Origin of the sequence: Amycolatopsis sp. MtRt-6 (assembly GCF_017308975.1) — a bacterium.
Classification (GTDB): domain Bacteria; phylum Actinomycetota; class Actinomycetes; order Mycobacteriales; family Pseudonocardiaceae; genus Amycolatopsis.
Genome location: NZ_JADWPD010000038.1, coordinates 74,585 through 87,598, shown reverse-complemented (window position 1 = coordinate 87,598; position 13,014 = coordinate 74,585). Strand labels below are relative to the sequence as shown.

Annotated in this window: 10 protein-coding genes; 7 read left to right on the top strand and 3 right to left on the bottom strand. The window is 71.1% G+C overall.

What is annotated here, in order from left to right; genetic code table 11:
- The first annotated feature begins 13 nt into the window (after positions 1–13).
- Both I4Q55_RS42270 and I4Q55_RS50825 read left to right on the top strand, forming a co-directional pair.
- On the top strand, positions 14–634 hold the full coding sequence (locus I4Q55_RS42270; protein WP_307793456.1) for a TetR/AcrR family transcriptional regulator: 621 nt from the start codon (positions 14–16) through the stop codon (positions 632–634).
- 562 nt (positions 635–1,196) lie between these two features.
- Positions 1,197–1,454 carry a serine hydrolase gene (locus I4Q55_RS50825; protein WP_307793459.1) on the top strand — a complete coding sequence of 86 codons (258 nt, stop codon included), beginning with the start codon at positions 1,197–1,199 and terminating at the stop codon, positions 1,452–1,454.
- Between the two features lie 302 nt (positions 1,455–1,756).
- Here the strand turns inward: I4Q55_RS50825 and I4Q55_RS42255 are convergent, their stop codons facing one another.
- A complete protein-coding gene (locus I4Q55_RS42255) occupies positions 1,757–2,599 on the bottom strand; it encodes a hypothetical protein (RefSeq protein WP_242547724.1) in 843 nt (280 codons plus the stop codon).
- Positions 2,600–2,712: 113 nt separating this feature from the next.
- The gene (locus I4Q55_RS42250) at positions 2,713–4,032 is read right to left on the bottom strand and encodes a glycosyltransferase family 2 protein (protein ID WP_206796206.1); all 1,320 of its coding nucleotides are present in this window, start codon (positions 4,030–4,032) and stop codon (positions 2,713–2,715) included.
- 370 nt (positions 4,033–4,402) lie between these two features.
- On the opposite strand from I4Q55_RS42250, the gene I4Q55_RS42245 reads away from it, so the two are divergent.
- From I4Q55_RS42245 to I4Q55_RS42230, 4 genes are all read left to right on the top strand, one after another.
- On the top strand, positions 4,403–4,564 hold the full coding sequence (locus I4Q55_RS42245; protein WP_206796204.1) for a peptidase: 162 nt from the start codon (positions 4,403–4,405) through the stop codon (positions 4,562–4,564).
- Between the two features lie 31 nt (positions 4,565–4,595).
- Positions 4,596–8,120: a hypothetical protein gene (locus I4Q55_RS42240; protein ID WP_206796202.1), complete on the top strand. Its 3,525-nt coding sequence runs from the start codon at positions 4,596–4,598 to the stop codon at positions 8,118–8,120.
- A 70-nt stretch (positions 8,121–8,190) separates the two neighbouring features.
- Positions 8,191–8,700: a histidine phosphatase family protein gene (locus tag I4Q55_RS42235; protein ID WP_206796200.1), complete on the top strand. Its 510-nt coding sequence runs from the start codon at positions 8,191–8,193 to the stop codon at positions 8,698–8,700.
- An 89-nt stretch (positions 8,701–8,789) separates the two neighbouring features.
- Positions 8,790–10,091 (top strand): alginate lyase family protein, encoded by a 1,302-nt coding sequence (locus I4Q55_RS42230; protein WP_206796199.1) that lies wholly within the window; start codon positions 8,790–8,792, stop codon positions 10,089–10,091.
- A 48-nt stretch (positions 10,092–10,139) separates the two neighbouring features.
- Here the strand turns inward: I4Q55_RS42230 and I4Q55_RS42225 are convergent, their stop codons facing one another.
- A complete protein-coding gene (locus I4Q55_RS42225) occupies positions 10,140–10,856 on the bottom strand; it encodes a trypsin-like serine protease (protein ID WP_206796198.1) in 717 nt (238 codons plus the stop codon).
- Positions 10,857–11,116: 260 nt separating this feature from the next.
- On the opposite strand from I4Q55_RS42225, the gene I4Q55_RS42220 reads away from it, so the two are divergent.
- Positions 11,117–13,012, top strand: a complete 1,896-nt coding sequence (locus I4Q55_RS42220; RefSeq protein WP_206796197.1) for a glycosyltransferase family 39 protein — start codon at positions 11,117–11,119, stop codon at positions 13,010–13,012.
- Positions 13,013–13,014: the final 2 nt, after the last annotated feature.

Genomic DNA, 13,014 nt, shown 5'->3' with positions numbered 1-13,014 from the left:
CTAAGATGGCGGGGTGACCTCATCGGAGATCGATCCCGCCCAGCCGGCGACCCGGCGGCACGGTGCGGCGCTCGAAGCCGCCATCCTCGACGCCGGCTGGGACGAGCTGGTCGAGATCGGCTATGCGCACCTGACCATGGGGTCCATTGCCAGACGCGCCCGCACCAGCGAGCCCGTCCTCTATCGCCGCTGGGCGAACAAGGACGAACTCGTGCTCGCCGTTTTCGACCGGTACCGGGCGACGCACCCCGTGGCCGTGCCCGACACCGGCAATCTCCGCGACGACCTGATCCACTACTTGACCGCGCTCGGCGACGCCCTCGCCGGGTTCTTCGCCATCGCGGCGGCCGCGGCGTTCTCGGGGCTGCTCGCCGCCACCGGCCTGTCGCCTGCGGACATCCGGGCACAGGTCATGGGAGACCAGTTGCTCCCGCAGGCGCGAACGATCTACCGGCAGGCCGCAGCCCGCGGCGAGATCGACCCGGAAGGCATTCCGCCGGCAGTGCTCGCCCTGCCGTTCGACCTCGTGCGGCACGATCTGCTCATGGACCTCAAACCCCTCGACGCCGAACGCGTCCGCTCGATCGTCGACGAGATGTTCCTGCCCCTCGTGCGAGCCCACCGCACGAGCTAAGGCTGCCTACGTCGTAGCCGTCGAAGAGCACTTCGCCGTGGCCGCCGAAAAGCCGTGGTGGCACGGTCATCCGTCGAGGAAACGCATCAGCTCCGCGGTGACGAACGGGGGTCTTCTTCCACGAGCCAGTGCCCTGCGTATGGCACGTCCACCGCACGCGCGATGTTGGTCATGCGTGGGGTCACTGTGGATCGGATCGCGTCGAGTTGCCCTTGGCGGCCATGAGCAGGGCGGGGACACGCACCGGTGCCGCTGCCACGGTGTCGCGGACGTCCTTGTCGAGGGCGCGGTAGAGCTCGAAGCCACCCGACAGGGCCTCGGGCCGGCTGTAGGTCCGTGCGTACTCGTCGATCTCGGTGTCGGTGAACGGCGACCGGTCCGAGGTGCCGCCGAACGCCGTTCCGCCGAACGAGACCTGGGATAGAAACAGTGCCAGGTACTCGCGGACATCGTCGCGCACGACCGCCTCGGGGACCTGTCGCTGCGAGTGGAAGGCGATGTGCCAGGTCAGTGTGCGGTAGGTGGCCGCGTCGATCGCGGGTCCAGGTAGCGGCAGGTCGAGATAGCTGAGGCGCGTGGTGTCGTCGGGGAACTGGCTGGGTCGCTGATCGAGAAGGTCACCGGCCGTCCCTGCGGCGACGAGCTCGCCCGGCGGATCCTGCGGCCACTCGGGCTGCGGGACACCGTGGTGCCCGGCACGTCGCCGGACATTCCCGGACCGCACGCCCACGGCTACTACCGCTACCAGGACGCCGGGCAGTGGAAGGTGGTCGACATCACCCGCCAGAACCCCTCCTGGCGGCCAGCGCCGGTGAGCTGATCTCGACCACCAAGGACCTCCACACGTTCTTCACCGCGCTCAACCGCGGCAAGCTCCTGTCGGCTCCGTTGCTGGCGGAGATGCGTAAGCCGCACCCCAAGGGCCGCTACGGCCTTGGGCTGTGGGTGCCGGAAGCCGGCCCGGACTGCGGTCCCGTGTACAAGGGCTTGGGCGGCTTCCACGGCTACGGGACGATCACGGCCAGCACTCCCGACGGCAGCAGGACCTTCGAGCTGTCCCGTAGGCCACAGCCGAAGCACCAGCGCGACCGGACCAGCCGGTTGACCCGCGTCGGGCTGCGGTCAGAGTGCGGACTGCAGATAAACGTCCCGGGTGAGCTTGGTGATCCGGTCGGCGGAGTCCTTCCAGGACAGCGTGGTCGGCTCGAGGGTCAGCACCACCACGATCTTGTCGGACACCGTGCCGCTCGTGTGCATCGCGCGGCTGGTCAGGTCGATGTCCTGGGCGTCGGTCGTGCCGTCGCCGCTGGACGCGACCGCCGTGGCCGCCTTGACCTCCGGCGAACGCAGCACGCGCAGCACGTTGGCGTCGGTCTCCGTGCATTCCTCACCGGGCGCGGGCGCGGCGCCGTAACCGGACCACCCCTGCTTGACCGCCTTCTGGCCGGGCACCGCGCTCGGAATGCCGAACGACTGGTCGAAGCCGTCCGAACCGCACTTGGTCGACTGCGCCAGGTTGCTCATGATGAAGTCGCGGTACTTCGGGTTCGCCTCGTGCTGGATGTACTGGTAGGTCTTGGCGATGTCCGCGGCGCTGATCGCGGTGTAGCCCCACTTGCCACGGGAGGCCGGCGGCGCGGTGTCGGTGAGACCGATCTTGGCGACCATGCGCTTGACGATCTCGTCCCAGCCGTCGCGCACCCACAGCGTGCTGGCGGCGTCGTCGTTGCTGGAGCGCAGCATCGGCTCGAGCAGCGCCAGGTCGTCGGCCGGGATCTCGTGGTCGGGGCCGTGCGATTCGAGGTAGTCGAGGGCGATGAACAGCTTGACCAGCGAGGCCGAGCGGTACTGCTTGTGCTCGTCGGCGCCGAAGGTCGTGCCGGTCTCCTGGTCGACGACGAGGTAGCTGGCGGTCATCCCCTCCGGAAGGTCCACCGAAGCCGCCGCGGCCGGCCCGGCCGTCATCGCCACACCAGCCACGACACTGGTCGCGATCGTTGCCAGACGTCGGATTTTCCCCATGGTGACCACCCAGTTTCTAGATCAACTTCGTCGGAGCGTCACCCTACCGGGTTAGTTCACCGGTCCAGCGCCACCACCTTGGTGTTCGCCCGCTCGGTGTTGCGCCGTGTCTTCGCCCAGCCGTTCCGCCGCCGGACCAGGCGGAACACCGCCCGCCACACCGTGATGTAGAACGTGTAGATGTAGCACGCGTAGCCCAGCCCGTACGCGATTCCGCGCAGCGGCCCCGACTTCGGCTCGCAGTGCTTGCGGTACACCGGTCCCCAGATCAGGAACGGCAGCAGGCCCGCGATCCCGTACAACAACAGCGACTTCCAGGCGCCGCCCGTGAACCAGGCCCACACCGCCGCCGGTTCGGTGACCGCCTCGATGCCGAGGAGGACCAGCGGGACCGGGTAGACCACGCTGCCCAGCAGCTGCATCCACGGCTGGGCCAGGTAGTAGAGCATCTCCGCCGCGCCGAACGTCGTCAGGTGTGGTGACTTCCAGATCCTGCGGGCGTACCGCGCGCACTGCATCGTGCCCTGGCTCCAGCGGGTTCGCTGCGCCAGGAACCGCCGCATGCTGTACAGCCCTTCCTGGTCGACGTGCGTGTCCACGCTGAACCCCGTCTTCCAGCCCGCCGTCAGCAGGTGGACGCCGAGCTCGAAGTCCTCGAGCAGCGAGCCGCGCCAGGGGCGGCGCCGGGGGCCGGCGATCGAGTCGAGCGCGGACAGCCTCGTGAACTGGCCGTTGCCGCCCATCGCGATCGTTCCCGTGTGGCCGCGGGACATCTGGATCGCCGCGATCGCGGTGCGGAACTCGAGGTCCTGCATGCGCACCAACGCCCGGCCGAACTTGCGGCGGATCCTGCTGCCCGCCCGGGGCGCCGTGCCGCGGTTGCCCATCCGGACGTCGATCTGCACCGCGCCGACCGCCGGGTCGCCGAAGAGGTGCGGCGCCGTGCAGACGTACAGGCAGTTCCACGCCGGCCGCCCGTCCGCGTCGACCACCACGACAATCGTGTTCGAGCCGTCGTCGTCGGGGCCGAGCCACGTGCGCAGCGCGCGGTAGGCGGCGTTGAGCGCGTCGCTCTTGCCCGTGCGGGCGTGGGGACGGCGGCGGGCGACGACGTGCAGCCGGGGGTCACGCCGGCCCTGCAGCCGGCGCACGACGTCGAGGGTGCGGTCGTCGGAATGGTCGTCGATCACCCAGACGTGAGCGGCGCGGAATCGCGTCCGCAGGTAACGGACGGTGTCCCCGATGACGAGTTCCTCGTCGCGGCACGGCACGAAGAAATGCCACCGGAACAGCGTCGGATCGCCGGGCCAGGTGGGCCGGTGCCGCAGGTACGGCACGATGATCCCGCAGACGTAGAGGACGAACGCCGCGCTCATGACAATCGCGAACGCATGCGCAAAGCTCAGCAATAACGACAGGCTCATTGCGTTGCTCCGGGGAGGAAGAAACGGGGCGGTGGCCGCACGATAACGGGGTTGCTGAGCGCGCCTTCGCCCGGGGCTGATCACTCGTTCAGGTGTCCGTTGGTCGGGTAACGCCTGGGCTGATGCCGTGATCGACCCGAGCTTGAAACCACTGTTGAGCAGGTTAAACCCCACTATCAGGTGTACTCTGGTTGTCCCGTTTGCACCCTTTGTTGTGCCGCGGATATTGTCTTGATCAATTCATTCGCGGTTCCTGCGGTGTGGCGCGCGTCGGCGAGCCGCCGCGCGCGACGCGGTCACGTGGAAAATCGGAGAAAAGATCTTGTATCGACCTGGAATCGGCGGTGTCGTCGGCGGTGGCGGGCTGCTGGCGACGACCGGCGCGAATCTGACGTGGTGGATTGTCTTCGGCGTCGTCAGCCTCGTTTTGGGCGTCGTCCTCGTCCGGTCCGCGCGGCGCCGCGCGCAGGCATCCAGCAACTGACACCGCGAAAACACGAACAGGAGAACAGGTAATGCACCCTTGGGCCAAGCGCGGGCTGCAGTCCGCGATGTTGGCCGGCGGCCTGATGATGCTGGGTACCGGCATCGCTTCCGCCGAAGAGCAGGTCAACCCCGACCTCGCTCCGTCGCCGCTGGACGGCGGCGCGTCCGTGCCGATCCAGATCCGCAAGATCAACCTCGGCACGCCCGCCGGCGAGACGCCGCTGCCGCTCGACACCGACGCCGACATCAACACCGGCACGGTGCTGCACGACTCGAGTGCGCCGCTCGCGGGTGCCCTGCTCGGCAACGTCGTCAAGCCCGACGTCTCGGTTCCGGTCCAGGTCACGGGCTGGGCGGTCGGTGCGGCCGGCGACTCCCACGTCGTCAACGACTCGCAGCAGATCCACCAGCAGGGCGGCCCGATCACCACCACCGGTGCGGGACGTCCGGCGGGCGGCAACGTCGTCACCGCGCCGGTGACGGCCCCGGTCGGCGTCAACAACCTCGCGTTCGGCACGCTGTCCAACGCGACGGTCGACGGCTTCGCCACCCAGGACAGCACGGTCGGCGGCCCGGTCACCACCAACGGCGACAACGGTGTCGTGTCCGGCACGATCGCCGCGGTCCAGGGCGGGCTGCCGGTCGGCGTCAACAACACCGCCGCCGGCTGGGGCGGCACCGGCACGGTCAACACCACCACGACGCAGGGCGCGCACTCGCCCGGTCAGCTGACCACCAGCGGCAACGACGGCGTCGCCTCCGGCACCATCGGCGGCGTCCCGGTCGCGGTCGCGCCGCAGGTCGACGGCACCGCCGCCGGCTGGGGCGGCAAGGGCACCGCGAACACGGTCAACAACGTGCTCGCCGAGGCCGGCACGACCGAAGCCGTCGCGCGTGAAGGCGAAAACAGCGCGCCGTACGCCACGACGGGCGGCCAGGGTTCGCTGGCCGGCGGCACCGCGCTCGCCCCCGAGGTCGCGGGCCCGGTCGCGGTCAACGGCACCTCGGGTGCCTGGGGCGGCCTCACCAACACCGACTCGGTGAACAACCTCAACGCGAACACCGGCGGCGGCATCGTCACCGACGGCGTCAAGTCCGTCGCCGGCGGCACGGGCGCCGAGGCCCCGGTGGCCCTGCCGGTCACCGTGCTCGGCACCGCGGGCGCCTGGGGCGGCCAGGCCTTCGCCGACTCCGAGAACAACGTCGGTTCGGTCGCGGGCGGCGAAATCCTCACCGGCGGCACCGAAGCGCTGGCCGCCGGCAGCGTCGTCCACCCGCAGGTGGCCGGCCCCGCCGAGGTCAACTGCACCACCGGCCCGTGGGGCGGGATCACCGGCACGACCTGCACCAACGACTACAGCGCGCAGGCCGGCGGCGGCGACGTCACCGACGGCACCCACTCGGTGGCCAGTGGCACCGTCGCCGACGCGCCGATCGCGGCGCCGATCACCGGCAACCACAACTCCGCCGCGTGGGGCGGCCTGGCCGACGCGATGGGCGCCAGCTTCGTCGATTCGACGGCCGGCGGCGACGTCTACACCGGCGGCGCGAGCTCGCTCGCCGGCGGGACGGTCGCGCACCCGCAGGTCGCGGAGCCCGTGGTGGCGTCCTGCAACACCGGCGCGTGGGGCGGCATCACCTCCACCCACTGCACGCACGAGAACACCGCGCACGCCGGTGGCGGCCAGGCGACCAACGGCGACGGCTCGATCGTCGGCGGCACCGTCGCCGACGCGCCGGCGACGCTCCCGGCCCAGGTCTGCGGCACCGCGGGTGACTGGGGCGGCATCTCCACCGCCGAGTGCTACACCACCGTCGACTCCGTCGTCGGCGGCGACACCTACGACCACGGCGACAACTCCGTGGGCGGCGGCAACATCGTCGGCCCGTCGCTGGCCGGCGACGCCGACGTCATCTGCAACGCCGGTGCGTGGGGCGGCATCCCGACTTCGTCGTGCTCCAACGCCGAAAACGTCGTCGCGGGCGGCTTCCAGGGCACCTCGGGCAACAACTCCGTCGCGGCGGGCAACCTCGTCGACGCGCCGCTGGCGACGCCGGTCGAGGTGCTCAACGGCGCCTACGCGTGGGGCGGCATCCCGACCTCGACGATGACCGAGCACAAGTGCCTCACCTCGGGCGGGGACAACAACACCGACGACGACGGCGGTGTGGTCTCCAGCAACATCGTCACCGCGCCGGAAGCCATCGGTGCCCAGGTGATGAACATCGCCGGGGCCTGGGGCGGCAACCCGACCAGCCACGGCGACTTCATCACCCACGTCCACGCGGGCGGCGCCGACTCGGCGACCGGCAAGGGCGGCGCCGTCGCCGGCAACATCGTCGACCAGGCGAGCTCGCTTCCGGTGCAGGTCAACACGATCGGCGCCACGTGGGGCGGCAACGCCGAGGCGATCGGCACCAACGTCACCGAGTTCGACTCCGGCGGCCCGAACTACGCCAACGGTGACAACGGCGCGGTGGCCGGCAACGTCGTCGAGGCGCCGATCGGTGGGGCCGGCCAGGTCAGCAGCTGGGCGGTGTCGTGGATCGGCGGCGCGGTCACCGACGCCGGCAACGACGTCAGCTCGCACGCCGGCGGCCCGACGTACACGTCCGGTGTGGACGGTGCGATCGCCGGGGACGCCGTCGCGGCCCCGATCCAGCCGCTGGTCCAGGCGACCGGTCAGTCGATCTCGCTGATGGCCAACACGGCCAACCACACCGAGAACACCTACGACCTCGTCTCCGGTGGCCCGATCGTCACCGACGGCACGGGCGGCGCGCTGTCGGGCGACATCCTCTCGGCCGACCCGCAGGCGATGCCGCAGGTCTACGGCCTGGGCGTGTCCGCCATCGGGTCCGCGACGAACGACGTCCAGAACGACCTGACGGCGACGAACGGCGGCGACGAGACCACGGCCGGCGGCGGTGCGCTCAGCGGCGCCCTGCTCGACGTGCCGGTCGCGGCCGACCCTGCCGTGTTCCGCTGGGGCGTCGGCGCGCTGTCGACGGTGAACAACCACGTCGACAGCTCGGTGGACAGCCAGGTCAGCGGCACGCCGACGGCGAAGCCGGCGGTGCAGATCCCGGTGGGCCTGGTGCCGCAGGTGAAGAACGTGACGATCCCGGTGCTGGCGGAGGTGCTCAACACGGGCACCGACACGACCCAGGTCATGGTCGGCCGGACCGAAGCCGCGCAGATCCCGGTGGAGCTCGACCTGACCGGTGCGCTCGGCGGGGTGTCGCCGCTGGCCCGTGACGACGTGTCGGCCCGGACCGACGCGCCCGGCCTCGGCGCCGACGGCGTCGAAAACGCGCTGGGCCTGCTCGGCGCCGGCTCGGCCGATGCCATCGGCAAGGCCACCGGCGCGCTGGGCGAGATGTCGGGCAAGGCGCTCGGCGGTCTGCCGGCCGCCGTGGCCGGTGCCGCCGGTCGCGAGGCGCGCAGCGACAGCCCGGCTGTGCCTGCGGTGCCGACCGTGCCTGTCGTGACCGGTATGGAAGGCAGCAAGCTGCTGTGGATGCAGCTGCCGGGTGTGTCGACCCGGCCGTGATCGGCTGAGCGGGAATCGGGGGCCCTGGAGCGATCCGCTCCAGGGCCCCTTCGCCGTTAGGGTGGCGGGCATGGACGAGACGAGGTGGCTCATCGTGCTCCGGCACGCGAAGTCGGACTGGTCGGCGGGCCTGCCCGACCACGAGCGGCCCCTCGCGCCGCGCGGTCTCCGTGACGCGCCGAGGCTCGGCCGGTGGCTCGCCGAGGAGGGGCGCGTCCCCGAGCTCGTCGTCTGCTCCACTGCTCGCCGCACGCGCGAAACGTGGCAGCGCGTGAGCGGCGAACTCCCCGCGCCGCCGCCCGTCGAGTACGACGACGACCTTTACGGCGCCGACGTCCCCGAGCTGCTCAACGCGGCCCGCCGGACACCATCCGACGTCACCACGCTCGCGCTCGTCGGGCACGAGCCCGGCGTCAGCGACGTGACCCTGCACCTCGCCGGCCTCGGGGACGAGACCCGTGAGGTCCAGACCAAGTTCCCCACCGGTGCCGCGGCCGTGCTCGCCACGACTGATACGTGGGCCGACCTCCGCACCGCGCGGCTCGTCGCCTTCTTCCGGCCTCGCGACTTCGCCGGCTGATTTTCCGCGGCCATTGCTTCGTTAACGTTCACATGCGTACCCTCCATTCACTCACAGGTCTGTTGTTCATATTTGTGAATGGAGCGGACATGGTTCTCCGCCACACCGTCGTGGCTGTGCTCGCCACCGCCGGCCTCGTTGCTTCCTTTGCGGCGCCGGCCGAAGCCGCGTCGCGACCCACCGGCTGCACTGTCCCGGTCATCGGGGCAGTGTGCGCGCCAGAAACCGCCGTCCTCGACGGAAAGCAGTTGCTGCGCACGAAATTCGCCGCGCTGGCCGGCGAAAAGACGTCCCGTACGGCCTTGAACAACCTCCTCGCCGCCGCGAGATCCGACCTCACGGCGGGGCCGTGGAGCGTCACGGCGAAGAAACAGGTCCCGCCCAGCGGGGACAAGCACGATTACCTCAGCCTGGCGCCCTACTGGTGGCCGACGACGCAGCCGACCGCGGAAAACCCGTGGGGCTGCCCGTTCGTCCAGCGCGACGGCCAGCGCAACCCGATCGTCGACGAGATCACCGACCACGCCTACCGCGGCCGGGCGTTCGCCGCGATCTACCGGCTCGCGCTCGCGTGGTATTACACCGGCGACGCGCGGTACGCCGAGCGCGCGGCGCTCGACCTGCGCACGTGGTTCCTCGACGCGGCCACGAAGATGAACCCGAACATGAACTTCGCGCAGGGCATCCCGTGCAAGGTGGACGGCCGCGGCATCGGCATCATCGAGTTCGCCTACACGCTGAGCCAGGTCGTCGACGCCACCGCGATCCTGGCCACCGGCGCGCCCGGCTGGACGAAGACCGACCAGGCCGGCATGACCGGCTGGTACACGCAGTTCCTGGACTGGTTGCGCACCAGCAAGAACGGCACCGACGAAGCCAAGGCCCAGAACAACCACGGCAGCTTCTACGACATGCTCGTCGCCGCGCTCGCGCTCGGCACCGGGCAACGGGACCTCGCGGCGGCCATCGCGCGCGACGCCGGGCCGAAGCGCATAGCGCCGCAGATCCAGACCGACGGCTTGCAGCCACAGGAGACGAGCCGGACGCGCAGCTGGCACTACTCGACGTTCAACCTGGTCGCGCTGACGCGGCTCGCGCAGATCGCCAAGCACGTCGGCGTCGACCTGTGGCACTACACGGCACCGAGCGGCGGGATGCTCTTCGCCGCGGTCGGCTTCCTGATCCCGGCGGCCACGCAGGGCCGGTCGGCGTGGCCGTACCCCGAGCTGGACTTCCGGCAGTACGCGGCGCTGGACGTCCTGCACGCGGCAGCCGACGCGGGCGATCGCGCCGCGCGGACGGCCTTGCCGCGGGTGCCCGTCCCGCCGGGCGGCGACCTCTACCCGGTGCGGCCGGCCGCCGAACAGCTCGACGACATTTCGACGTCCTGACCGGAAAAAGGGCCCGGCCGTTCGCGCCGGGCCCTTTTTCCAGGGGAATCAGACGCCCGCCACCTGCGAAATCCAGCTTCGATAACGCGTGATGTTGGTGTAGGCCGTGTTGTTCACCCGGTCGCTGGTCGACGCGACGCCGACCTGGCGGCCGGAAGCGAACATCGGGCCACCGGAGTCGCCGCCGGCGGTGATGCCGTTGACGCGGTTCGCGCACACGGCGATGCCGCTGTAGTAGTCGCGACAGCTGATCGAGTTCACCCGCACGGTCGCGACCTTCAGGTACCGCGACTGGCAGTTGATCTCGGAGCCGCACTGGCTGGTCGCGCCCCAGCCGTAGACCGAGACGTTCTGGCCGACCGAGACGTCACCGACGCCGCCGAGCGGCGAGTAGGTGGCGTTCACCGAGGTGCTGAGCCGGACGATCGCCAGGTCGGCGGAGCCCGGGTAGCGCGTGATGGCGGCGGCGGTGGCCATCGTGCCGCCGCTCGTCTGGTCCAGGCTGCCGATGCGGAACGTGTAGGTGCCGTTGCTGCTGACGCAGTGCTTGGCGGTGAGGATGTACTGCGGGGCGATGATCGTCGCGGTGCAGTTCTGCCGGCCGTCGACGAACAGCCGGGCCGCCCAGGGGCCGCTGGTGGCATTGCTGCCACCGATGATCGACGGCTGGGCCTGCGGGGTGCTGTCGGCGGCCGCCGGACCGCCGAGGCCGACGACGGCCAGTGCGGTGCTCGCGGCCAGCAGGACGAACTTGCCGAATTTCACGCTCACTCCTTTTCGCGCGGGGAGAACCGCGCGGGGGAAAGCCGGTGGGGACCGAACCCGGAGATTGTCCGAGTTGCCGGCGAATGTCCGGAACCGACGAAAGTCGCCGGTCGAATCCGTATTTATTGCCGGGAGTGGGGTACGTGCAGTTCCCGTACTGTTCCGGCTCAACCTCCGGGTGGACGAAGATCGACCCGCGGCTTGAGGACTCCGGCGTCGCGCCGCCCTAGCGTTTCCGGGCAGGAACCGGAGGGGGAGACATGACGCGGACAGCCGAGGTGCGGACGGGGCGTGGCGAGCGGATCGCGGTGGGGGCGGTCCTGGTCGTCGCGGCGGCGGCGTGGCTGTGGGCACTGGGCGACCGGACGCTCCAGCCGTACTACGCGGCTGCCGTGCATTCGATGTCTCAGGACTGGTCGGCGTTCTTCTTCGCGGGCTTCGACCCGACCGGCGTCGTCACGGTCGACAAGCCACCGCTCGCGTTCTGGGCCCAGACGCTCGGTGTGGCCGTGTTCGGCTTCCACCCGTGGGCGATCGCGCTGGTCCAGGCGGTGGAAGGCGTCGCCGCCGTGTTCGTCCTGCACCGGGTGGTGCGCCGCTGGGCCGGGCCGCCGACGGCGGTGCTGGCGGCGGCGTTGTTCGCGCTGACGCCGGTGACCGCGGCGGTCAACCGCGACAACCTGCCGGACACCCTCCTGGTGCTCCTCCTGCTGCTCGCCGCGTACTGCGTCACCCGGGCGGTCTCGGAGCCGCGGTGGCTGCTGTGGGCCGGGGTGTTCGTCGGCCTGGGCTTCCTCACGAAAATGCTCGCCGCGTGGATCGTGCTGCCCGGCCTGGCGCTGGCGTACTACGTGGCGGCGTCCGGCTCACGTGTCCGCCGGCCGGCCTGGCTCGCGGCAGCCGGAGCGGCGACGTTGGCCGTGTCGCTGTCCTGGCCGGTCGTGGTGAGCCTCTGGCCGGGAGCTCGCCCGTTCGTCGGCAGCACCACGGACGGTTCGATCTGGCAACTGGCCTTCGGCTACAACGGCCTGACGCGCCTGGTCGGCGGAACGAGCGGGATCGGCGGCGGCTTCGGCGCCACGGTCGGCGCGGCGCTCGGCGGCGGCCCGGGACCGCTGCGGCTGTTCGACAGCGAGGTCGGTGGCCAGATCGCGTGGCTGCTGCCGCTCGCGCTGGGCTCGCTGGTCGTCGCCGCGTGCCGGGCCCGTGGTGCCGTCCCGGCCGCGAAGGCGGGCTGGGCAATGTGGGGCGGCTGGCTGGTCGTGGGCGTCGCGGTCTTCTCGTTCACCGGCGGGATCTTCCACGCGTACTACACGGCTGAGCTGGCACCGGCCATCGCGGCGCTGGCCGCGGCAGGGCTGGTGACGGCGTGGCGGTGGCACGGCTCGGCCGGAGCCGGCCGGTTCGCGCTCCCGGCCGCGGTGGCTGGGACGGCTGTGCTCGCGTACGTGCTCCTCGCCCGGACACCCGGCTGGATGCCGTGGCTGCGCTACACGGTCCTCGCGCTGGCGGTGCTCGCCGTGGTCGCGGCGCTCCTGCGAGCTTCGCGCGTCGCCGTCGCGACAGGGCTGGCCGCCGTCGTGGCCGGGCCCGCGGCCTTCGTCGTCGAGACGGCGACGCGGCCGGTCAGCGTGCTGGAGTCCGCCGACCCGGGTGCCGGCCCGTCGTCGGCGGCCGCGCTGAACACGGTCGTCGCGGTCAACACGGGAGCGAAAGCCGAGGCCGGCTATGTCCGGTTCATCGACAACGCGTACCGCCTCGGCCCCGGCCAGCGGCAGGTGCTCGCGTACGCCCAGGCGCAGGCACCGGCCACGGCGATCACGCTGGCCGTCGAGGGCGGGACGTACGGCGCGGACCCGTACTTGCTGAACACCGAGGCTCGCGTGGCACCGCTCGGCGGTTACCTCGGCTTCGACCCGGCGCCGTCCGCGGCTGAGCTCCAGGGGTGGGTATCGGCCGGAAAGCTGCGGTTCGTGCTCCTGCCGCAGGTGTTCCTGGAGATGGGCCACGCCGGCGCGGCTTCCGGCGCCCCGGGCGACGCTGCCGAGCTCACCCGGCGGATCGGCTGGGAGGCGAAGGACTGCCGGCCGGTCCCGCCCGCCCGGATCGGCCCGGACGCCGCGACGGCCGGAGTGCTGTTCGACTGCGCGGGGTGACG

Coding starts and splice junctions, on each gene's coding strand:
- I4Q55_RS42250 (WP_206796206.1), bottom strand. CDS start 4,032: ATGAGCGCGGCGTTCGTCCTCTACGTCTGCGGGATCATCGTGCCGTAC.
- I4Q55_RS42220 (WP_206796197.1), top strand. CDS start 11,117: ATGACGCGGACAGCCGAGGTGCGGACGGGGCGTGGCGAGCGGATCGCG.
- I4Q55_RS42255 (WP_242547724.1), bottom strand. CDS start 2,599: ATGACGGCCGGGCCGGCCGCGGCGGCTTCGGTGGACCTTCCGGAGGGG.
- I4Q55_RS42235 (WP_206796200.1), top strand. CDS start 8,191: ATGGACGAGACGAGGTGGCTCATCGTGCTCCGGCACGCGAAGTCGGAC.
- I4Q55_RS42240 (WP_206796202.1), top strand. CDS start 4,596: ATGCACCCTTGGGCCAAGCGCGGGCTGCAGTCCGCGATGTTGGCCGGC.
- I4Q55_RS42230 (WP_206796199.1), top strand. CDS start 8,790: ATGGTTCTCCGCCACACCGTCGTGGCTGTGCTCGCCACCGCCGGCCTC.